Source organism: Dactylosporangium salmoneum (assembly GCF_039532525.1).
Taxonomy (GTDB): Bacteria; Actinomycetota; Actinomycetes; order Mycobacteriales; family Micromonosporaceae; genus Dactylosporangium; species Dactylosporangium salmoneum.
Genome location: NZ_BAAARV010000104.1, coordinates 1 through 21,544, shown reverse-complemented (window position 1 = coordinate 21,544; position 21,544 = coordinate 1). Strand labels below are relative to the sequence as shown.

General features: G+C 74.4%; 19 protein-coding genes and 1 riboswitch. Of the genes, 12 read left to right on the top strand and 7 right to left on the bottom strand.

Translation table 11 applies throughout. From position 1 onward, the window contains the following. Window positions 1-135: 135 nt before the first annotated feature. On the bottom strand, window positions 136-1,398 hold the full coding sequence (locus ABD352_RS49455) for a hypothetical protein (protein WP_344619615.1): 1,263 nt from the start codon (window positions 1,396-1,398) through the stop codon (window positions 136-138). Window positions 1,399-1,543: 145 nt separating this feature from the next. Between ABD352_RS49455 and ABD352_RS49450 the strand changes: the two genes are divergently transcribed. Both ABD352_RS49450 and ABD352_RS49445 read left to right on the top strand, forming a co-directional pair. After that, window positions 1,544-2,263 (top strand): copper resistance CopC family protein, encoded by a 720-nt coding sequence (locus ABD352_RS49450; protein ID WP_344619614.1) that lies wholly within the window; start codon window positions 1,544-1,546, stop codon window positions 2,261-2,263. Window positions 2,264-2,394: 131 nt separating this feature from the next. Next, the gene (locus ABD352_RS49445) at window positions 2,395-2,979 is read left to right on the top strand and encodes a hypothetical protein (RefSeq protein WP_344619613.1); all 585 of its coding nucleotides are present in this window, start codon (window positions 2,395-2,397) and stop codon (window positions 2,977-2,979) included. A gap of 48 nt (window positions 2,980-3,027) precedes the next feature. On the opposite strand, the gene ABD352_RS49440 is transcribed toward ABD352_RS49445, so the two are convergent. After that, window positions 3,028-6,270 carry a tetratricopeptide repeat protein gene (locus tag ABD352_RS49440; RefSeq protein ID WP_344619612.1) on the bottom strand — a complete coding sequence of 1,081 codons (3,243 nt, stop codon included), beginning with the start codon at window positions 6,268-6,270 and terminating at the stop codon, window positions 3,028-3,030. Between the two features lie 376 nt (window positions 6,271-6,646). Next, on the bottom strand, window positions 6,647-7,249 hold the full coding sequence (locus ABD352_RS49435) for a TetR/AcrR family transcriptional regulator (protein WP_344619611.1): 603 nt from the start codon (window positions 7,247-7,249) through the stop codon (window positions 6,647-6,649). A 78-nt stretch (window positions 7,250-7,327) separates the two neighbouring features. Here ABD352_RS49435 and ABD352_RS49430 point away from each other — a divergent pair, with 78 nt between their 5' ends. Both ABD352_RS49430 and ABD352_RS49425 read left to right on the top strand, forming a co-directional pair. Next, entirely contained in the window at window positions 7,328-8,467 is a 1,140-nt protein-coding gene (locus ABD352_RS49430; protein WP_344619610.1) for an ABC transporter permease, read from the top strand. Beyond that, window positions 8,464-9,138: an ABC transporter ATP-binding protein gene (locus ABD352_RS49425; protein ID WP_344619609.1), complete on the top strand. Its 675-nt coding sequence runs from the start codon at window positions 8,464-8,466 to the stop codon at window positions 9,136-9,138. Before ABD352_RS49430 ends, ABD352_RS49425 begins: the two co-directional genes overlap by 4 nt. 41 nt (window positions 9,139-9,179) lie before the next feature. Here the strand turns inward: ABD352_RS49425 and ABD352_RS49420 are convergent, their stop codons facing one another. From ABD352_RS49420 to ABD352_RS49410, 3 genes are all read right to left on the bottom strand, one after another. Then, entirely contained in the window at window positions 9,180-9,569 is a 390-nt protein-coding gene (locus ABD352_RS49420; RefSeq protein WP_344619608.1) for a hypothetical protein, read from the bottom strand. Between the two features lie 59 nt (window positions 9,570-9,628). Further along, complete coding sequence (locus ABD352_RS49415) at window positions 9,629-10,411, bottom strand: hypothetical protein (RefSeq protein ID WP_344619607.1); 783 nt, start codon at window positions 10,409-10,411, stop codon at window positions 9,629-9,631. A gap of 65 nt (window positions 10,412-10,476) precedes the next feature. Further along, window positions 10,477-11,355 carry a hypothetical protein gene (locus ABD352_RS49410; RefSeq protein WP_344619606.1) on the bottom strand — a complete coding sequence of 293 codons (879 nt, stop codon included), beginning with the start codon at window positions 11,353-11,355 and terminating at the stop codon, window positions 10,477-10,479. Between the two features lie 101 nt (window positions 11,356-11,456). Continuing rightward, window positions 11,457-11,583, top strand: a riboswitch (cobalamin riboswitch). Window positions 11,584-11,660: 77 nt separating this feature from the next. Here ABD352_RS49410 and ABD352_RS49405 point away from each other — a divergent pair. The 5 genes from ABD352_RS49405 to cobM are packed head-to-tail and all read left to right on the top strand — an operon-like array spanning window position 11,661 to window position 17,856. Next, window positions 11,661-13,697, top strand: coding sequence for a VWA domain-containing protein (locus ABD352_RS49405; RefSeq protein WP_344619605.1), 2,037 nt, complete (start codon window positions 11,661-11,663; stop codon window positions 13,695-13,697). A 1-nt stretch (window position 13,698) separates the two neighbouring features. After that, window positions 13,699-14,301, top strand: coding sequence for a cob(I)yrinic acid a,c-diamide adenosyltransferase (cobO, locus tag ABD352_RS49400; protein ID WP_344619604.1), 603 nt, complete (start codon window positions 13,699-13,701; stop codon window positions 14,299-14,301). After that, window positions 14,295-15,623, top strand: a complete 1,329-nt coding sequence (locus ABD352_RS49395; protein ID WP_344619603.1) for a cobyrinic acid a,c-diamide synthase CobB — start codon at window positions 14,295-14,297, stop codon at window positions 15,621-15,623. The genes cobO and ABD352_RS49395 overlap by 7 nt, the downstream gene beginning before the upstream one ends. After that, complete coding sequence (gene cbiE / locus ABD352_RS49390) at window positions 15,614-17,116, top strand: precorrin-6y C5,15-methyltransferase (decarboxylating) subunit CbiE (protein WP_344619602.1); 1,503 nt, start codon at window positions 15,614-15,616, stop codon at window positions 17,114-17,116. Before ABD352_RS49395 ends, cbiE begins: the two co-directional genes overlap by 10 nt. Then, window positions 17,113-17,856 carry a precorrin-4 C(11)-methyltransferase gene (gene cobM, locus ABD352_RS49385; protein ID WP_344619601.1) on the top strand — a complete coding sequence of 248 codons (744 nt, stop codon included), beginning with the start codon at window positions 17,113-17,115 and terminating at the stop codon, window positions 17,854-17,856. Before cbiE ends, cobM begins: the two co-directional genes overlap by 4 nt. 10 nt (window positions 17,857-17,866) lie before the next feature. Here the strand turns inward: cobM and ABD352_RS49380 are convergent, their stop codons facing one another. Further along, complete coding sequence (locus ABD352_RS49380; protein ID WP_344619600.1) at window positions 17,867-18,598, bottom strand: LamG domain-containing protein; 732 nt, start codon at window positions 18,596-18,598, stop codon at window positions 17,867-17,869. Between the two features lie 134 nt (window positions 18,599-18,732). Here ABD352_RS49380 and ABD352_RS49375 point away from each other — a divergent pair, with 134 nt between their 5' ends. The 3 genes from ABD352_RS49375 to ABD352_RS49365 all read left to right on the top strand — a co-directional run. Next, complete coding sequence (locus tag ABD352_RS49375; protein ID WP_344619599.1) at window positions 18,733-19,779, top strand: hypothetical protein; 1,047 nt, start codon at window positions 18,733-18,735, stop codon at window positions 19,777-19,779. Window positions 19,780-19,847: 68 nt separating this feature from the next. Beyond that, window positions 19,848-21,044, top strand: coding sequence for an ROK family protein (locus tag ABD352_RS49370; RefSeq protein WP_344619598.1), 1,197 nt, complete (start codon window positions 19,848-19,850; stop codon window positions 21,042-21,044). A 297-nt stretch (window positions 21,045-21,341) separates the two neighbouring features. Further along, window positions 21,342-21,544: transposase (locus tag ABD352_RS49365; RefSeq protein WP_344619597.1), on the top strand; the 203-nt coding region annotated here is incomplete at its 3' end.

The window sequence follows — 21,544 nt, the reverse complement described above, 5'->3', positions numbered from 1 at the left end:
AGCAAGCCAGAAGGGATCGGAACAACGGTCCTCGCTCCACCTACCTCGAGAACACACTCTCGATATCCATATATATGAGCCAGACCGGCGGCACCCCTCCCTCGTGCCGCCGGTCTTCTCATGTCCAGCGATGCGTCAGCCCGCGAAGAGCAGGAACAGCCCCGCAACGGTGTACGCCACCATCAGCGCCAGCAGGGGAACCTGGCCGGTCAGGGCACGCGCCCGCGGGAACAGGCGCAGGGCGCGATCGTGGGCCAGGACCGTGCCGACGAGATGGCCCAGCACGATCACCGTCACCTGCAGGTTGGCCACGCCGAGCGGGGTGATGATCCCGGAGTACGGCTGGAAGTCCCCGTTGCCGAACAGCAGCGCCACCGTGCGCTGGCCCTCCAGGATGAACAGCGACCAGTAGTGCGCCACGACGTAGCCGACCGCGATCGGCACGATCGTGTGGGCGAGCTCCCCTGGCGTGCGCTCGGCCGAGGTGCGGCCCCGGCGGCCGGCGGCGCGGGTGGCGACCTGGAAGGCGGCGGCGACCGCGGCGATCACCAGGAGCAGGCCGCCCGTGCCGGTGACCGGGGCCGGCAGCCCGTCCTCCTGCGTGAAGCGCAGCCAGAACAGGGCGCCGGAGAGGGCGTCGTAGAACGTCGAGCCGAGCAGCACCGCGACGACGGCGACCAGGCCGGGGGCGGGGCGCGGGCCGGAGATGCCGTCGAGGGGGTTGCGCCACACGAGCGTGCCGTCGGGCCGGCGGCCGATGGGGGCGAGCCGCCCCACGAGGTCGCTGAGCACCTCGAAGGCGTCGCCCCGGTCGAACCAGGCGGTGCCGTACACCAGGCCGGCGGCCAGCATCGCCGCGGCGTAGACGGCCAGCCAGGCGCCGAGCACGGGCAGGGTGGCCCGGTCCGGCGCGACCAGCTCCAGCCAGGCGAAGGCCAAGAGCCCCGCGGCGGCCGGCCAGTAGCCCAGGCCCTCCGGCACCGGGCGCCCGCCGTCGCGGCGGATGAGGGCCACGATCGTGCGCAGCGGGTTCATCCGCCGCCAGATCGGACCGCACAGCAGCGACAGCGGCACGAGCCCGACCCAGAAGAGCACGAAGACCAGGCCGGCGGCCGGGTTGTCGGCGGTGTCGGGGTGGGTGAACTGCACCAGCAGTACCACCGCGAGCACGAGACCGGCGATGCGCAGCGGCCAGTCGAGCAGCGGGATCAGCCTGGCCAGCCACGCGGGGACCGGTCGGCCGGCGTCGGGGTCGAGGCGCGGCTCCCGCCAGGCCACCCCCAGCACCACGAACGACACGACGAGCGCGAGCCCGGCGCCGACGGCCAGCTGCGCCGGGGTCAGCGGCAGGTCCTGTCGCCCGCCCACGCCGTGGGCGAGCACCTCCACCGGCGCCACTCAGCACACCACCCGGGCAAGCACCACTGCGGGGGACGGGACGGGGCGGGCGATCGGCACTGGAGGTCTCCCGTGGGGGCGGGGTTCGTTAGGGCTGTGAATTTAGCCGCTTGTCGCGCGCTGCGGAACCCGCCATCATGTGTCGATGCGTCTGCCGGTGCGCGTCTGCGCGGTCCTCCTCGTGCTCGCCGCCGTGGTGCTGCCCGCCTCGCCGGCCGCCGCCCACGGGCAGCTCGCGATGTCGGACCCGGTCGCGGACAGCACGGTGAGCCAGCCCAAGAGCGAGCTGACGCTGTACTTCACCGAGACCCCGGCGTCGTACGCCTTCTTCACCGTGACCACCCCGTCCGGGCGGCGGGTCGAGGGTCCCTGGCGCTCCGGCGAGCCCAAGCGCCTCGATCGGCCGGTCCAGGAGTACTACCTGGTCAACGGCAAGTTCGAGCCGCGCACCTTCAACACCGGCTACCCGGCCGTGATCGCGGTGTCACACTGGCCGGAGCAGGGCCAGTACGCGGTCGCCTACCAGACGGTCGCCTCCGACGGCGAGGCGGTCAAGGGCACCCTGAAGTTCACCTACTCCGGCCCGCTCACCCCACCCCCGGCCGGCTGGGCCGCGCCGACCTCGGGACCCTCGGACGCGCTGACCAAGGCCTTGTCCGGGGAGCCCGCGGCGACGCCGGGGCTGTTCTCGGACGTGCGTTCGGCGCCCCCGGCGCCCGCTCCCGCGCCGGCGGCCGCCCCGCCCACGCCGTTCGTGCTCACCGACTGGCTGATCCCGGCCCTGATCGTGGTGGGGGTCGGCTGGATCGTGGTCGCGGCCGCCCGCCGGGCCCCGGTCGTCACCAAAAAGCGCCGCCGCGCCTGAAATCCCGCCGCCTGAGGTCCCGGTGATGACGGGACCTCAGTCCTGCTCGACTGGGGAGTTTCGCCACGGGTGCCCGGTACGGGCCGGGGATGACGATGTGTGTGTCAGCAGCGAAGGGCAGGAGGCCCGAAATGAGCACCGCACACATCCACCAGGCCAACCACCTCGAGCGCGTCGAAGCCCCGGGCAGCATGCTCACCAAGACCGCCGCGAAGGCCCTCGCCGTGCTGCGGTACGCCACCGGGTTCGTCTTCCTCTGGGCGTTCCTCGACAAGACCTTCGGGCTGGGCTACTCGACCCCGTCGGCGAAGGCCTGGATCAACGGCGGCAACCCGACCAAGGGTTTCCTCGCCTCGGTCGACGCGGGACCGCTGCAGGGCTTCTTCCACGCCATTGCCGGGACCTGGTACGCCAACTGGCTGTTCATGTTCGGCATGCTCGGTATCGGCCTGGCTCTCATCGCCGGGATCGGTCTGCGGGTCGCTGCCGCGTCGGGGACGCTGATCATGGCCGGGATGTGGCTGGCTGAGTGGCCTCTGGCTCAGCACACCGCCAAGGGTGCCCCGAGCGGTTCGACCAACCCGCTGACCGACTACCACTTCATCTACGCGGCCGTGCTCATCGTCCTGGCCGCCGCTTACGCGGGGCACACCTGGGGCCTCGGCCGCCGCTGGGCCAAGCTCGCCATCGTCCAGCGCAACCGCTGGCTCATCTGAACCCCGCGCAACGGGCCACGAAGCCCGGGGAGGCTGCCTCCCCGGGCTTCAGCGTGCTTCCGAAGCTCGTCGCAGGTCGGCGGTGATGCGCTCGGCGTCGGGCACGCCGAGGTCGGTGTAGATCGTCAGGGCGTGCAGCCATTGCCGCCGGGCGCCGGCGGGGTCGCCGGTGGTGTCGTGCACGTGGGCGAGGCCGTCGTGCGCGACGGCCTGCTGGAGGCGCTCGCCGGTGTGTTCGGCGAGCGCCAGGGCCTCCTCGTACCGGTTCCGGGCCGCCTCGGGGTCGCCGGCGGCGAGCAGCGCGGCGGCCAGCCCGTTGACGGTCTCGATCTCGTTGCCGCGCTCCCCGATCTCGCGGAAGAGGGCCAGGGCCCGGTGGTGGTGTTCGATCGCGGTCCCGGCCCGGCCGAGGGCGACGAGTGCGCGGCCGAGGCTGTTGAGCGCGGCCGCCTGGCCGGCGTGGAAGCCGATGTCGGCACAGATCGCGAGGGCCTGCTCGTGACAGTCGACCGCCTGCTCGTACTCGCCCGCCTGCTGGTGGACCAGGCCCAGGCTGTCCAGCGCGTAGGACTCGCCGAGCCGGTGGCCGAGGTCGCGCAGCAGGACGAGGGCCTGGTGGTGGCAGTCGGCGGCGGCACGGAGGTCGCCGAACTGCCGGTTGCCGTAGCCGATGTTGTTGAGCTGGGTCGCCTCGCCGAGCCGGTCGCCGATGGCGCGGAACCGGTCGAGGGAGGCGTGGATGTACTCGCGGGCGCGGTCGTAGTCGCCGAGCCGCCACACCGCCGTCCCGAACAGGTGCAGGCTGTGTGCCTCGCCCGAGGCGTCGCCGGCGGCGCGGCACAGCTCCAACGCCTGGCGGTGCAGTTCGGCGGCGTCGCGGAAGCGGCCGACCCGCCGGTAGGCCATGCCGAGGTGGTTCAGCGCCACGGCCTCGGCGGCGCGGTCGCCCAGCTGCCGGGCGGCCTCGTGGGCCCGGGTGTGCAGGTTCACCGCTTCGGTGTAGTAGCCGAGGTCGAGGTACCGGTGCATGGCCGTGGCCAGGGCGATCGTGTCGGCGGGCCGGCCGTGACCGGCGAGCGCGACGGCGTTGGCGCGCTCGCGGTCGAGCCAGGCCCGCGCGGCGGCCGGGCTGGCGAAGGCGCCGGTGGTGGGTACGCCGTCCGGTTCGCCGGGCAGGATGGTCCCGACGGCGGCCGCGGCCGTGTGCGCGTAGTGCTCCATGAGCCGGCGGAGGGCCGCGGTCCGGACGGCCCCGGTGTCCTCCGCCTCGCCGCGTTCGGCGGCGTACGCCTGGAGCAGGTCGTGCATCGCGAAGCGGCCCGTGGCGGGCTCGGCGAGCAGGTGTGCGCCCGTGAGCTCGGCCAGCAGCGGCGCGACCCGCGACTGGCTCAGCCCGGCAAGCCGGGCTGCGGCGGCCGCGCCGAGGTCGGGCCCGGGATGCAGGCCGAGGCGCCGGAACAGCCGGGCGGCGGCCGGTGTCAGATGCCGGTACGAGCAGTCGAGCACGGCCCGCACGTCCGTCCCGGGTTCGTCGCTGCTCAACCCGCCGAGGCGGTCGGCGAGGTCGGCGGCGAGGCGGGCGAGCGGCACACCCGGGCTGGTGGCCGCCCGGGCGGCGGCGACGGCGAGCGCCAGCGGCAGCCGGGCGCAGCGCTCAACGATCGTGTCGAGCGCGTCGGCCTCGGCCGCGGTGCGGGCCGCGTCGAGCCGGCGGGTCAGCAGCGCCCGGGCATCGTCGTGCGAGAGCAGGTCGAGCGGTACCGGCTGGGCACCCTCGGCGGCGACGAGTCCGGTGAGCCGGTTCCGGCTGGTGACCAGCGCCAGGCAGCCGGGCTCGGCCGGCAGCAGCGGGCGGACCTGCTCGGCGTCGCGGGCGTTGTCCAGCAGCACGAACATCCGCCGGCCGGTGAGCAGGGTGCGGTACAGCGCGGACCGGGCCTCGGTGTCCGCCGGGATGCGGCCGGGCGGCAGCCCGAGCGCGGTGAGGAACCCGTGCAGCGCCTCGGCTGCGCTCACCGCCGCGCCGGTGGTGTGGAAGCCGCGCAGGTTCACGTACAGCTGCCCGTCCGGGAACCGCGCCCGTACCCGGTGGGCCCAGTGCACGGCGAGCGTGGTCTTGCCGACACCGGCGGTACCGGAGACGACGATGACGGCCGACGAGGCGAGCCGGTCGAGCGCGGCGACGGCGTCGGCCCGGCCGGCGAACGCCTGCAGGTCGGCGGGCAACTGCGCCGGCGCCGGCCGGGACGGGCCGGCGGCCGGCGGGCGAGGCGCGGCCGCGACCGCCGGCTCCTGCCGCAGGACCCGGCGATGCGCGGCCGTCAGGTCGGGCCCGGGTTCGACGCCGAGGTCGTCGACGAGGCGCTCGCGGATGCGGGCGTAGACGCTCAGCGCGTCGGCCTGACGCCCGGCGGCCGCCAGGACCGCGATCAGGCGGGCGTGGAGCAGCTCGTGCAGGGGGTTCGCCGCGGTGAGCTCCCGCAGCGCGGGCAGGCACCGGTGGGCCTGCCCGGCGGTGAGGGCGAGCTCGGCGTACCGCAGCGTCATCGCGATCCGCTCCTCGACGATGGTAATGACGAGTGGATGGCCGCGCAGCTGCGGGATGTCGTCGAGCGGGCCGGCCCGCCAGCGCCCGGCGGCCCAGTCCAGCAGGTCCAGCGCCCGCTCCGGCGGCGTCGACGCGGCCGCCTGCACGGCGTGGCGGAACTCGCTGAGGTCGAGTTGGTCGTCGGCGAGGTCGAGCTGGTACCCGCCGGCCGTTCGGTGGATGATCGCGGCCCGGGCCCGACCGGGCGGATGCAGCGCCGACCGCAGCCGCGACAGGTGCGTGTACAGCGCGCTGGCCGCGTTCGCCGGCTTCCCTCCGTCCCGCAACAGGTCGACGAGATCCGCCACCGGTACCGCGGTGTTCGCCGACAGCGCGAGCCGGCCGAGCACGGCGCGCCGGGCGCTACGACCGATCGGCACCGGTTCGGGACCGCGGTGCACGGTCAGCGGTCCGAGGATGCCCAGCCGTACCGGCGCGTCGGGGGCGGCCGGGCGAGCCGGCGGGACCCGCTCGCCGGCGCGGCGGAACGCGGCCCCGCTCTCGCCGGTCAGCCGGAGCGCGGCGACCATGGCGTCGACCGAGCGGCGCTGCGGCCGGCGGGTGCGCCCTTGCTCGAGATCACGGATCGCCGCCACGCTGACGCCGACCAGCTCGGCCAGTTCGCGCTGGCTGAGGCAGGCGGCCCGGCGATGCCGGCGCATCAGGGCGCCGAACTCGCCGTCGGGATCAACGCTCGTCTCCACCGGCACCCACCCTAGTACGGCCGGGGTACGGGTTTCGCATTGCAAGATCGCGGAAAGGCGCGCACGTGATGATCGATCAGCGCGCAGGCGGGCGGGTGCCGCGGCCGATCACGGGGCAGCCGGGGCACCCGCCCGCTTCCGCGCCGATGCTTCCCGCCCGGCGCGGCGCCATCCGGCAGCAAGCTCCCGATCGTCCAGCGCAACCGCCGGCTCATCGGAACACCCGTACCACCCGCGAAGCGTGCGACCGCGCAGGCGACTGTCCGGCGCGGCCGGGGTGGCGGAGCTCGCCGGTCTCCTTCGCGCGGGACGAACGGGCTGTAGCGGGCCACTCGCGACCTCGACGCCCAAGGCCCAGCGGCGCCGGACGGCGCGCTCAGCGGGGCAGCGGATCGGTGGTGAGGCCCGCGAGGGCGGCGACGGCCAGCCGCACCGCGCGGTCGGTCACCGCGGCGTAGTCGTCGCCTGCCTCCAGCGCCGTGATCGCGGCGTTCACGAGCCCTTGCAGCAGCCGGGCGGTGCGCAGTGGGGTGTCGTCGCCGAGGTCGTGCAGGGTGTCGATGAGCGGGTCGAGCAGGGCGCGGTGCGCCGCGTCGGCGCCTGCGCGCAGGGCTGCGCTGTCCTGTGTGTCGGCGCTGGCGCGGGCGATGCGGTGCTCGCCGTCGCGCACCATTTCCAGCTGTGCCGTGACGTAAGCGGCGACCCGCTTCTCGGGGTCGGCGCCGGCGGCGGCGAGAGCGGTGTGGATGCGCTCGGTCCAGCGCGGCGCGGCCTGCCGTACCACTTCGGTGAGGAGCTCGCGGCGGTCGGAGAAGTACTTGTAGACGCTGTTGCGGGCCAGTCCGGTGCGGCGGGCGACCGCCGCGAACGTCACGTTGGCGGCATCGCCCTCGGCGAGCAGTTCGTGTGCCGCGTCGAGCAGGGCGGCGCGCTGCTGGGCGCGGTGATCGGCGACCGACGCGGCCTGGATCCTGGGCACCCGGCCAGTCTAGGACCCCACCCCACTTAGGGACGCAGCGTCGCCATCCCCTATCTTAGGGACGCATCGTCCCTACCCTTGGAGAGTGCCGTGTACCTCGCCTTGCTGGAACTCAAAGCGGCCAGAGGCCGCTTCCTGTTGATGGGCAGCGTCGTCGTCCTTGTCGCCGCGCTCGTCGGTATCGTCTCCGGTTTCGCTACCGGCCTCGGCAACGACACCGTCTCCGCCCTGCGCAGACTGCCCGCCACCCACATCGCTTTCGCCGCCGGCTCCAACTCCGACCAGTTCGCCCGGAGCCTGATCGACCAGCGCGCCGTCACCGGCTGGGCGAGCGAGAAGGGCATCCGGGCTACGCCGCTGGGAGTCGCCATCACCCGCGGTACCACCGACCGCAACGTCGAGGTCGACCTCGCCGCCTTCGGCGTCCAGCCCGGAGCCTTCACCGACCCCGGTGCCGAGGACGGGCACCGCCTGGATGCGGCCGCACCCCAGGGCATCGTGGTCTCCAGCCAGCTCGTGAACGCCGGGGTCCGCATCGGCGACACCCTGACCATCGACCGGCTCGGCATCCGCCTGAAGGTCACCGGCACCACCGGTCGCTCCTCCTACGGGCACGTAGCGGTCGCGTACATGACCCTCGACACCTGGCGGCAGGTCCGCTTCACCACCCCCGGGGCGCTCACCCCGCCCGCCGGGCTCCCCGACCAGTACACCGCGATGGCCCTCAACGTCCCCGCCGACCTGCGCGGGCAGGTACTGGCCGACGCTGACCGCCGCCTCGACACCGCGACCGTCGCGATCCAGGACGCCTTCGCCGCCGCCCCCGGCTACGCGGGAGAGCGCCTGACCATGAACTCCATCGAGACCTTCCTCTTCCTCATCGCCCCGCTGGTCGTCGGTGCCTTCTTCGCCGTCTGGACCGTGCAGCGCACCCCGGAGCTCGCCCTGCTGCGCGCCATGGGCGCGTCCCGGCGCCGCCTCCTCGGCCACACCCTCGCCCAGGCCGCTGTGGTCGTCGCCACCGGCACCGCCGCCGGAGCCGCACTCGCCGCCGCCGTCGGCCTCCTCGTCGGCGAAAAGGTGCCCTTCAGCCTGCCCGCCGCGACCCTCACCACGACCATGGCGGCCGTGGTCCTGGTGGGCCTCGCAGGCTCCGCGTTCACCCTGCGCCGCGTCACCACCGTCGACCCGATGACCATGCTGGGAGCCGCGCGATGACCCTCCACCTCAACGACATCACCGTGACCCTCGGCCGCGGCGAGTCCCGCACCGTCGCCCTCGACGGACTGACCACCTCCTTCCGGCCGGGCGCCCTCACCGCCCTCGTCGGGCCCTCGGGCTCCGGCAAGTCCACCCTCCTGGCCGTCGCCGGCGCCCTGCTGCGCCCGGACCAGGGGCAGGTCCTGCTCAACGACACCGACCTGGCCACCCTCACCGACGGCCAACGCGCCCACGCCCGCCGCACCCGCATCGGCTACATGTTCCAGAGCGGCAACCTGCTGACCGGCCTCACCACCGAGGAACAACTGCTCGCCGCCGCCTCCATCGCCGGGCGCAAACCCCGAGCCGTGCGGGCCAAGGCCCGCGAACTGCTCGTGGAGGTCGGACTCGACCACCGGCTACACCATCGCCCCGACCAGCTCTCCGGCGGCGAACGCCAACGCGTCGCCCTGGCCCGGGCCCTGCTCGCCCAGCCCGAACTCCTGCTCGTCGACGAACCAACCGCCGCGGTCGACCGCACCCGCGCCGACGACCTCACCCGGCTCATCGCCCGCACCACGCACGAGCACGGCTGCGTCACCCTCGTCGCCACCCACGACCCGGTCGTCGTCGAGGCGGCCGACACCACCATCGACATGCTGGACCACGCCCCGGCGGCCGCCGTCTGACGGCCACGCGAACACGGACCCGCACGGGCGATGTCGCGAGATCAGCCGGTGGGAGAGGCCGATGCCGCGGTACCGCAGGCCACCCTCATCTTCGCGGTGAGCCGCTCGGCGAAGGACGGGTCGCTGATCAGCCGCTGCTGGAAGGCGTCGACCTGGGCGTCGGTGAGGTCGGTGTAGATGGGCCGGGACGCGTACGCCGAGGCCATGGCTCCCGGGTCGGTGTACACGCGGGACTGGATCGCGCACAGGTGGGTGGCGGTCGCGTCGAGGAAGATCGTCTCGCGGCGCTCCTCGGTCAGCGGGCCGGTCGTGGCCGGCGCCGGCGCCTTGATCTCCTGCGGGGCGTCGGAGCCGGACTTGCCGCCGCACGCGAAAAGGCCCGCCGTCAGGGCCAGGGCGGCGACGGCGAGCAGGGCACGGGAGCGGATCATCGGTTTGCCAGCCTCTCTGGGGGGCCGGCCCGCGGACGGGCCGGCCGATCCCCGGCTCGTTACGAGACGGTCAGCAGCAGGTCGTTCGTGTCGACGGTGCTGCCGTACGTGACCTTGACCTTGAGCTTGTAGACGCCGGTCGGCACGTTGGTCGCGTCGAACTTCACGGCGGCGTAGTCGTCGGAGCCGGCCAGCAGGGTCGAGCCCTGGTTGAGCGAGCTGTAGGCGCGCTCGCCCGGGTACGACACGACCAGGCCGGACGGGCCGCCGGAGACCGTGACCTGCACGTTGGTGACCGTCCCCTGCGCGTGGAAGTTCAGCTGCGACCAGACCGGCGTGGCCTTCGGCACCGTGATGGCGGTGGTCTTCTGCACGACGGCGTCGCCGGTGAGCGAGATGGTGGCGATGGTGGCGAGGGCGCTGCCGGAGTGCTGGACGCCGGTGCAGGTCGTCGCGCCGGCGTTCTTGGTGGTGTACGAGTAGTTGAGCGTCAGCGGCACCACGCCGATCAGGGTGTTCTGCGGCAGGGTGAGGTTGAACGCGGCGTAGTCCATGCGGCCCGTGGCGAGCGCGTCGCCCTTGGACAGCGACGAGTAGGTGCCGGTGTTCGACGGGTACTTCACCGTCACGCCGGTGGCGCTCGCGGTGATCTTGACGTCGCAGACGTCGCCGGCCGACGCCCACATGGTGCTGACCCAGCCGGTCTGGCCGGGCAGCATCGAGGCCAGGACCGGGGAGACGAGGCCGAAGTCCTGCACGGCCGCCGAGGCCGGGGCCGCGGCGGGGACGATGGCGGCCGCGCCGGCGGCGACGGCGAGGGCGATGGAGGCAGAGCGGCGCATCGGAGGGGTCCTTCCCGGATGTTTGTGTCGCCAGGGCAGATCGGCGGCCCGTGCGCGTGGTTGAGCTAGCCGGTGAGCGCTATCCAGGTGTCGTACTGGTGCACCGCGATTCCCGCGAACGCCGGGTACCGCTGCGCCGCCGAGTCCACCGCCGCGAGCGTCCTGTGCAGCTGGGTGGCGGTGGAGCCGTGGAAGCTGCAGTACGCGCAGTCGCCCAGCGGCTGCGTCTCCGCGCCCAGGCGGACCGGCTTGGCCACCTTCCCGGCCCGGCGCAGCAGGTCGTCGGCCACCCCGACCATGGAGTTGGCCCCGGTGGCGGTGTTGCGGTAGCTCATCACCGTGACGCCGTCGACGCGGGCCAGCACCGCGTCGGCGAGGTTGCCCCCGCCGCTCGGCACCGCGACCGTGGGCAGCCAGAACGGCACGTCCAGCTCCAGCGGCAGGTCCGTGGCCGAGGAGACCCGGTCCAGCAGCGTGAGGAACCGCGGTACCAGTGCGGCCTGGTCCGTGTTCCAGGCGGGCAGCAGGTAGGGCTCCACGTCCATGTGCAGGCCGTGGAACAGGCCCGTGGCCGACGCGCCCTCGGCCCAGGCCAGCGCGGTCGCGTGGTCGGTGGTCCAGTCCGGCTCGCCGCCGAGCGCGTCGAGCGCGATCCCGGCCGCGTCGCACAGTTGCTGCAGCTCGCGCAGGCGGGCCAGGTCGGCCTCGCCGGCCGCGGGGTCGTAGTAGGCGAACAGCGCCCGCACCCCGTTGGCCGTGGCCCAGTCCACCACGGGCCGCGGGTCGTCGCGCTCCCACAGCCACATCGCCCGGGTGCCCGGCGGGGCGACCGCGGTCTCCGGGGCGAGCGTCGGCAGGCGCAGGGGAGTGGCGGCGATCAGCGCGATCGCCACCAGCAGGAGGCAGGCCACCGCCTGGGCGGCCAGGTCCGGCCAGCGCCGCATGCCCGTCCCATCGGCAGCGGCGGGCGGATCGTGAGGGTCACACCTCGTCACGTTGACGGTACTGGGGCCGGTGGGACACGATGACCGGAAGCGGTATGCGGAGGAACCCGGTGCGATTCCGGGACGGTCCCGCCACTGTGACCGGGGAGTCGTCCCCCAGCGCACGGGCCACGGCCGGATCACGGCCGGAAGGCCGGGGGCCGGCGGCGATCCGGGAGTCAGGAGACTCCGGCCGCTGTCGCTGCAGCCAACCCTGCAGTCCCAGCCACCTCGCGGGCGCGGACCCGCCGAAGGGAAGTGTGCCCGTGACCCCGCCGTACCCGTTCTCGGCCGTCGTCGGCCTGGCCGACCTGCGCCTGGCGCTGCTGCTCACCGCCGTGTCGCCGGCCATCGGCGGCGTGCTCGTGCGCGGCGAGAAGGGCACCGCCAAGTCCACCGTCGTGCGGGCGCTGGCCGCGCTGCTGCCCGAGGTCGACGTCGTCACCGGCTGCCGCTTCGCCTGCGACCCGGCCGCGCCCGACGCCGAGTGCCCCGACGGCCCGCACCTGCCGGGAGGCGGCGCCGCGCGGCGCCGCTCCGCCCTCGTCGAGCTGCCGGTCGGCGCCACCGAGGACCGGGTCGTGGGCACCCTGGACCTGCAGCGCGCCCTCGGCGACGGGGTGAAGGCCTACGAGCCGGGCCTGCTGGCCGCCGCCCACCGGGGCGTACTCTACGTCGACGAGGTCAACCTGCTGCCCGACCACCTCGTCGACCTGCTCCTCGACGCCGCCGCCATGGGCCGCGCGCACGTGGAGCGCGACGGCGTGTCGGTCAAGCACGCCGCCCGGTTCCTGCTCGTCGGCACCATGAACCCCGAGGAGGGCGAGCCCCGCCCTCAGCTGGTCGACCGCTTCGGGCTGGTCGTCGGGGTGGCCGCCCCGCAGGAGGCGCCGCCGCGGGCAGAGGTGGTCCGCCGCCGGCTGGCCTACGAGGCCGACCCGGCCGCGTTCGCCGCCCGCTACGTCGAGGCCGACGCCGAGCTCGCCGCCCGCATCGCCACAGCCCGGGGCCGCCTCGGCGCGGTGTCCCTGCCCGACCGGGAGCTGGATCGGATCGCGCGGATCTGCCTGGCGTACCGCGTGGACGGCCTCCGGGCCGACATCGTCGTCGCGCGGACCGCGGTGGCCCTGGCCGCGTGGCACGGCCGGACCGTGGTCACGAAGGACGACGTGCGCGACGCGGCGCGGCTCGCCCTGCCGCACCGCCGCCGCCGGGATCCGCTGGACCCGCCGGGTGCCGACAAAGACCGTTTGGAAGAGGTACTGAACGCAGAGGCCAACCCGGACGAGCCCGACGACGATCCCGGCCCGGACAACGGCGGCGGCGGTCCGGACGGCCCCGGCGACGGCCCCGGCGACGGAGGCCCCGACGGCGCGGAGAGCGGGCCAGACGTCGACGACGGCTCCCAGCCCGGCCCACCGCCCCCTAGCCCCTCGCCGAATGCCGATCTTCCGGACGAATTCGACGCGCAGGGCAAATCGGATTCGTCCGACTCGTACCCTGCGGAGGGCGGAGAGGGGGAACCCGGGCAGCGGGTCGAGGCGCCCGGTGCGCTGGCGTTCGCGGGGTTGCCGTACAAGCCGAAGCTCCTCAGCATCGCCGGGCGGGCCAACCGCCAGGCGGGCGCGCACGCCGGCCGCCGCTCGCCCGCCGTCTCCCGGCACGGGCGGGTCGTGCGCAGCCGCGCCCCGCTCGGCGGCAAGCTCACCAGCCTCCACGTCCCGGACACGGTCCGGGCGGCGGCGCTGCGCGGCGCCCGGCGCGCCGAGGCCAGGGACGTGCGCGAGGCGGTCAAGGTCGGCCGCGAGGCCAACCTCGTGCTGTTCGTCGTCGACGCGTCCGGCTCCATGGCCGCCCGCCAGCGGATGAGCGTGGTGAAGACCGCCATCCTGTCGTTGCTGCGCGACGCGTACCAGCGGCGGGACAAGGTCGGGATGATCAGCTTCCGGCAGCACGACGCGGCGCTCGTCCTGGAGCCCACCGCCAGCCACGAGGTCGGCGTCCTGCGCCTCGCCGAGCTGCGCACCGGGGGCCGCACCCCGCTGGCCGCCGGTCTGCGCCAGGCCGCCCGGACCCTGCACGGCGAGCGGCGCCGCGATGCCCGCCGCCGGCCGCTGCTCGTCGTGGTCACCGACGGGCGATCGACCAGCGGGCCCGACCCGCTGAGCGTGGTACCGCTGCTGGCCGGGGTGCCCGCCGTCGTCGTCGACTGCGAGTCCGGCCCGATCCGCCTCGGCCTCGCGCGCCGCCTCGCCGCCGCGCTCGACGCCGACTGCATTCCGCTGTCGAGCCTGGGAGCCTGAGTTGCCGCAGGGAAGAGTCGAGAACGTGCCCGACGACGGGCTCACCACCCGCCAGCGCCGCCGCCAGCACGTGCTGGCCGTGCACACCGGGCAGGGCAAGGGCAAGTCCACGGCGGCGTTCGGCATGGCGCTGCGCGCGTGGAGCGCCGGCTGGCCCATCGCCGTGTTCCAGTTCGTGAAGAGCCCGAAGTGGAAGGTCGGCGAGGAGACGGCCCTGCGCGCGCTCGGCGAGACCGGCAAGGGCGGCAGCGTCGTGTGGCACAAGATGGGCGAGGGCTGGTCCTGGATCCAGCGGCCCGGCACCGAGCGCGACCACGCCGCCGAGGCCGCCGAGGGCTGGGAGCAGATCAAGCGCGACCTCGCCGCCGAGGCGTACCGCTTCTACGTCCTCGACGAGTTCACGTACCCGATCAAGTGGGGCTGGGTCGACATCGCCGACGTCGTGGAGACGCTGCGCGAGCGTCCCGGCAACCAGCACGTCGTCGTCACGGGCCGCGACGCCCATCCCGACCTGGTCGACCTCGCCGACCTCGTCACCGACATGACGAAGGTCAAGCATCCGATGGACGCCGGGCGAAAAGGCCAGCAGGGCATCGAGTGGTAGCAAGGATCGTCATCGCGGCGCCCGCCTCCGGCCACGGCAAGACCACCGTCGCCACCGGGCTGCTCGCCGCGTTCGCCGCCCGGGGCGAGAAGGTCGCACCATTCAAGGTCGGTCCCGACTACATCGACCCCGGCTACCACGCGCTCGCCGCCGGCCGCCCGGGCCGCAACCTCGACCCGGTGCTCGTCGGCGAGGACCTCGTCGCGCCGCTGTTCGCCCACGGCGCGGCCGGCGCCGACCTGGCCGTCATCGAGGGCGTCATGGGCCTCTACGACGGCCGCACCGGCGCCGGCGAGCACGGGTCCACCGCCCACGTGGCCCGGCTCCTCGACGCGCCCGTGCTGCTCGTCGTCGACGCCACCGCGCAGGCCCGCTCGGTCGCCGCGCTGGTGCACGGGTTCCGCTCCTTCGGCCCCGGCGTGCGCATCGCCGGCGTGATCCTCAACCGGGTCGGCTCCGACCGCCACGAGCAGATCCTGCGCGACGCCTGCGCCGAGGTCGGCACCCCCGTCCTCGGCGTGCTGCGCCGCCACGACGCCGTCGCCGCCCCCTCCCGCCACCTCGGCCTGGTGCCCGTGGTGGAGCGCTCGGCCGAGGCCGCCGCGTCCGTCACGGCCCTCGCCGACCTGGTCGCGTCCAGTGTGGACCTCGACGCCGTCTCCGCCGTCGCCCGCAGCGCGCCGCCGCTGTCCGCCGCGCCCTGGTCGCCGTCGCTCGCCCCGCCCACGCCCGGCGAGCCCGTCGTCGCCGTCGCCGGTGGGGCCGCGTTCTCGTTCGGGTACGCCGAGACCGTCGAGCTGCTCGCCGCGGCCGGCGCCCGGGTGTCCACGGTGGACCCGCTGCGCGACGAGGCCCTCCCGCCCGGCACCCGCGCGCTCGTCGTCGGCGGTGGCTTCCCCGAGGTGTACGCCGAACAGCTCTCCGCCAACGCCCGCCTCCGCGCCGAGGTGACCGCCCTGGCCGCGGCCGGGGGCGCGATCGCCGCCGAGTGCGCCGGGCTGCTCTGGCTGTGCCGCACCCTGGACGGCCGCCCGATGTGCGGCGTGCTGGACGCCGAGGCGGCGATGACCCCGAGCCTGACGCTGGGCTACCGCGACGCGGTCGCCGTCGCCGACAACGTGCTCGCCCCCGCCGGCACGAGGGTCACCGGCCACGAGTTCCACCGCACCCGCGTCACCCCGCCCGCCGGCGCCACCCCGGCGTGGGCCTGGCGCGAGGGCCGGGACGGGTTCGCCGCCGGCAACGTCCACGCGTCTTACCTGCATTTGCACTGGGCCGGCGCGCCCCAGCTCGCCTACCGCCTGGTGGCCTCGTGCGCCTGACGGTCGGATTCGGCGCCCGGCCCGGCACGTCCCCGGCCGAGGTGCTCGCCCTGCTGGCGGAGTCGCTGCCCACACTGGACGCGGTCGGCACCGTGTCCACCGTGGACTCGCGCCGGGAGCTGGCCGAGGCGGTGGCGGCGGCGCACGGCTGGGCAGTGGTGACGTTCCCGGCCGAGGAGCTCGCCGCCGTGCCCGTCCCGTCGCCGTCGGCCCGCGTTTCGGCCGCGGTGGGCACCCCGAGCGTCGCCGAGGCCGCGGCCCTGCTCGCCGCCGGCCGCCCGGCGGTGCTGCTGGCCGGCAAGCGCTCGTCACCGAACGCCACCGTCGCCGTCGCGGCCGCCGCGCCCCCGGTCGTCGTCGTGGGCATCGGCGCCGACGGAGGCGTCGACCCGGCCCGGCTGCACGCCGCCGACGTCGTCTTCGGTGGCCCGCGCCAGCTCGACCTGCTGCCCGAGACCGTGCGGGCCGAGCGCATCGCCTGGCCCTCGCCGCTGGTGCCCGCGCTGCCGCGCCTGCTCGCCGAGCACCACGACGCGCGGGTCTGCGTGCTGGCCAGCGGGGACCCCATGCACTACGGCATCGGCACCACCCTGGTGCGGCTGCTCGGCGCCGCCCACGTCACCGTCGACCCGCGCCCGTCCTCGGTGTCGCTGGCCTGTGCCCGGCTCGGGTGGGCGGTCGAGGACACCGAGGTCGTCCGCGACGCCAGGCTGCTGCGCCGGTACCTGCACGACGGGCGGCGCGTCCTGGTGCTGTCCGCGGGCGCGGCCACGCCCGCGCAGGTGTGGCGCATCCTCGAGGAGTCCGGCTTCGGCGACAGCGCCGTCACGATCCTCGAGGACCTCGGCTCCGCCGGCGAGCGCGTCCACCACGACCCGGCCGCCGCCGGGCCGCTGAACATCGTGGCGGTCGAGTGCCGCGGCCCGGGCGGGCTGCCGGTCGTGCCGGGACTGGCCGACTCGGCGTACGACTCCGACGGCCAGCTCACCAAGCGCGAGATCCGGGCCGTCACGCTCGCCGCGCTCGGCCCGCGCCCCGGCGAGCTGCTGTGGGACGTCGGCGCCGGCTCGGGCAGCATCGGCATCGAGTGGCTGCGCGCGCACCGCTCCTGCCGGGCCGTCGCGGTCGAGCGCGATCCGGCCCGGGCCGAGCGGGTTTCGGCGAATGCGGCGCGGTTCGGCGTACCGTCGCTGTCCATTGTGGTCGGTTCGGCACCCGGGGCACTGGACGGCCTCGAGGTGCCCGACGCCGTCTTCATCGGCGGCGGGTTCACCGTGCCCGGCGTCTTCGAGCGGTGCTGGGCCGCGCTGCGCCCGGGCGGCCGGCTCGTCGTCAACGCCGTCACCGTCGAGTCGGAGCGGCTCGTCGCCGAGCTGCACGCCCGGCACGGCGGCGAGCTGACCCGGATCGCGGTGAACCGGGCCGCGCCGGTCGGTGGGTTCCTGGGCTGGCGGCCGATGCTGCCCGTGACGCAGTGGTGGGTGGAGAAATGACCGTGTACTTCATCGGCGCCGGCCCGGGCGCCCCGGACCTCATCACCGTGCGCGGCCGCGACCGCATCGCCGCGTCGCCGGTCTGCCTGTACGCGGGCAGCCTCGTGCCCGTGGAGCTGCTCGAGTACTGCCCGCCCGGCGCCCGGCTCGTCGACACCGCGAACCTGGACCTGGACCAGATCCTCGCCGAGCTGCTCGACGCGCACGCCAAGGGCCTCGACGTGGCCCGGCTGCACTCCGGCGACCCGTCGGTGTTCAGCGCCATGGCCGAGCAGCTGCGCCGCCTGAACGCCGCCGGCGTGCCGTACGAGATCGTCCCCGGCGTCCCCGCGTTCGCCGCCGCCGCGGCCGCCCTCGGCCGCGAGCTGACGGTCCCCGGGGTCGCCCAGACGGTGATCCTGACCCGGACGGCGGCCCGGGCCACCCCGATGCCGCCGGGGGAGGAGCTGGCCACCCTGTCCGCGAGCCGCTCCACGCTGGTCCTGCACCTGGCCGTCCAGCGCATCGCCGCCCTCGTCGAGGAACTGCTGCCGTGGTACGGCGACGACTGCCCCGCCGCCGTCGTCGCCTACGCCAGCCGCCCCGACGAGGTCATCCTGCGCGGCACGCTGGCCGACATCGCGTCCCGGGTCGAGGCCGCGGGCATCAAGCGCACCGCGGTCATCATCGTCGGGTCGGTGCTGACCGCCGAGGAGTTCCCCGACAGCCACCTCTACTCGACGACCCGAGAACGACACTAGGACGGGCGGGTCAGCCCAGCGCGATCCAGACGTCGTCCAGGGTTCCGTGGAACTGGTCGTTGTCGGTGCCGTCGCCCTTGCCGCCCAGGCTCAGGGGGACCGTGTTGGTGATGGACAGGGTGGCGGGGATCGCCGTGGTGGCGTGGACCGCGCCGTCGACCAGCAGGGTGAGGGTGGCGCCGGCGCGGCGGCACTCCAGGGTGTGCCACTTGCCGTCGGCGATCGAGACGTCCGACAGGGCTACGTGAATGCCGACCGCGACGTTGTCCGACACGACGCAGCTGGGGCGGCCCGGCTTGCCGTCGACCTGGAGCTTGTACTGGCTGCCCGCGGCCGAGTAGCCCTTCTGCAGGATGTTCTCGCCCGGTCCGGTCTGGCCCTTCGCGAGCTTCACCGTGGCGCCGTAGCGGATCGGGTTCGCGCCCGGGTTGAGCTCCGGGGCGTCGGGGGACTGGAGCACCGCGTGCGGGCACTTGCCGCCGGTGCAGCGGGCCGGGAAGGCCGCCGCGTGGCCCTTGGCGCGGGACCGCAGCTTGACCTTGCCGCCGTGGCTCGCCGACGGGGTCAGGGTGTGGCCGTGGCCCGAGTCGTCGGTGACCGGGTCGCCGGCCTTCGCCTTGTCGAAGGTGTAGTGCGCGATGACCACCGGTGCGGCGGTGGCGTCCGCGCCGGCCGGTGACGACCAGGACACCAGTGCCGTCGCGCCGGTCAGTGCCGCGGTCAGGATCCCCCATGCCTTCATGTCCGAAATATGCCATTTATCCGGGCGCTTGCAACGGAGGTTGCACCATCGGGTTGGTCACCTTCGGTAGGCATCCGGTTGACCCACGGTCACCCGAACCGGGGGACCTCGCGGCGCTCTGCGAGACTTGACGCATGCGCGCGGCGGGGGTCGGGATGGTCGTCGCCCTCGTCGTCGGCTCGGTCGGGTTCGTCGGGGCCGGGCCCGCCGCGGCGCAGACCACGACGGCTCAGGAGCTCTGCCGCATCACCGACCCGGCCGTGGTCGAGGCGTCCGGGCTGGCCCCGCTGCCGGGCGGCGGCTACCTGGTGGAGAACGACTCCAACCCCGAGCCGCGCAAGATGCGCCTGTTCTACCTCGGCCCGGACTGCTCGCTGACGCGCAGCGTGGGCTACCCGACGACCGCCCGCGACCCCGAGGACCTGGCCGTGGACCGGGACGGCACGGTGTGGATCGCCGACATCGGCGACAACAGCCCGCTGTCCGGCGGCTCCGGCAAGCGCCGCGACACCATCGCGCTGTGGACCCTGGCGCCGGGGAGCAAAACCCTGAAGATCCACCGGCTGCGGTACCCCGACGGCGCACCGCGCGACGCCGAGGCGCTGCTGATCGACGGGCAGGGCCGGCCCGTCATCGTCACCAAGGACCCCGGCGGGGAGGTGTACCGGCTCGACACCCCGCTGCCCACCGACAACGCCGAGGGGGCGCCGCTGACACTGGTCGGGCACTTCACGCCCTCGCACAGCGGGACCGACAACCCGTGGGGGTTCATCGGCAGCGCCCTCATCACGGGCGGCGCCGTCTCACCCGACGGCCGGCACGCGGCGCTGCGCACGTACGCCGACGCCTATGAGTTCGACGTGCCCGACGGCGACGTGGCCAAGGCGATCACCACCGGCACGCCCCGGGTCACCCCGCTGCCCGGCGAGCCGCAGGGCGAGGCCATCGCCTACACGCCCGACGGCAACGCCTTCCTCACCGTGTCGGACCAGGGTGGGCCGGCGAGCATCCTGCGGTACGACATCGACAGACCGGTGCCGAAGACCTCGGCCGCACCGTCGGCGCCGCCCGTCGCGGTGGTGGACCACCGGGCCAAGGGAGCGCTGCTGGCCGGGGCGTTCACGGTGGTGGCGCTCGGCCTGGTGGCCGCCGTGGCCCGCAGGGCCCGCAGGCGCGGATGACCCCTCGGTGTCGACGCGCATCGGCGCGCGTGACACGATCGCTACCGAGGGATCAAGGGGGGACTGCGGTGGTGCGCATCGACGTCGAGCGCGCGACGACACGGGACATGCGCCGGCGGAACCGCTCGACGCTGCTGTCGGAGCTGTTCTTTCGAGGGCCGCTGAGCCGGCACGACCTGAGCCGCATCACCGGCCTGAGCGCCGCGACCGCGAGCAGCGTCACCGCCGAGCTGCTGCACGAGGGCCTCATCATCGAGGCCGGCCAGATCGAGTCCGACGGTGGCCGCCCGCGGGTGCTGCTGCGGGTCAACCCGGACTTCGGCCGCCTGGTCGGCGCCGACGTGGGCGAGACCGGCGTCAAGGTCGAGCTGTTCGACCTGTCGATGACCCGCCTGGCCACCGTCGACGAGCCCCTGCCGTCCTCGCGCCCCGACCCGGCCGCCGTCGCCGGCCAGCTCGAGGCCGGCATCAGCGAGGTGCTCGCCGGCGTCGACCCGGCCGCCGTGATCGGCATCGGCATCGGCGTCCCCGGCACCGTCGAGCAGGCCGACCCGGCGCTCGTCTACGCCCCGACGCTGGGCTGGCGCGGCGTCTCCTTCCACGCCCTGCTGCGCGAGCGCGGCATCACCGCCCCGCTGTTCGTCGAGAACGGCGCCAAGACCCAGGGCCAGGCCGAGATGTGGTTCGGCGCCGGCCGGGGCGCCGGCAACGCCGTCATCGTCCTGGTCGGCTCGGGCGTCGGCGCCGCCGTCATCACCAACGGCACCGTGTACCGCGGCGCGAGCAGCAGCGCCGGCGAGTGGGGCCACACCACCGTCGTCTACGGCGGCCGCCAGTGCCGCTGCGGCGCCCGCGGGTGCCTCGAGGCCTACGTCGGCGCCGAGGGCATCCTGGAGCGCTACCGGACGCTCGACCCCGCGGCGAAGGCGACCGACGGCGAGATGGCCGACGTGGCCGCGCTCATCGCCGCCGACACCCCCGCCGCCGCCGAGACCCTGGCCGAGACCGCCGGCATCCTGGGCGCCGGCATCGGCAACCTGGTCAACCTCTTCAACCCGGAGCGGGTCGTCCTCGGCGGCTGGGCCGGCGTGGCCCTGGGCGCCCGGCTGCTGCCGCAGATCCGCGAGGCCGCGCGGGAGCAGGCGCTGGAGCACCCGTTCGGGCAGGTCTCGATCGAGCTGTGCGAGCTGGGGCCGGACGCGGTCGCGTTCGGCGCCGCCACCCTGCCGATGGCCGAGCTCCTGCGCCGAGCCTCCCGCCCCTGACCACGGCTAGCTCTTGATCCGAAAAGTCGGGCACTTCGTGCCGCGACTTTTCGGACTTTTTGCCTAATGGGGTCGTTGGGTCGGTCGTTGGACGACTCGACGGCTGGTAGCCGCGGGCGGGTGAGCACTCTTTTCGCCGGGACCTGGGAGTCCTTACGTCAGACCGTGCCCCCGCTCGTGGTCGGCAGAGATATCGCTGATGGGGTGTCGTGCCCGCCCGGTTGCGGCGTGAGTACTTGATCCATTAGGGGGTGTCTCAGTTGGTGAGGTTGTGGCCTCGGGCATGATCTTCTCTTTGTGGCGGATGTGGTCGAGGACATGATCCAGACGTGGGCGCCGGAGGACCTGTGGGCGATCGCGCAGCCGTTGATTCCGGTTGCTGCGAAACGGCCTCAGGGCGGTGGGAAGCGCCGGGCGGATGACCGGGCTGTCCTCGCGGCGATCGCGTACATGGTGCAGGCCGGGTGTTCGTGGCGGAAGCTGCCCGCGGCGTTGTTCGG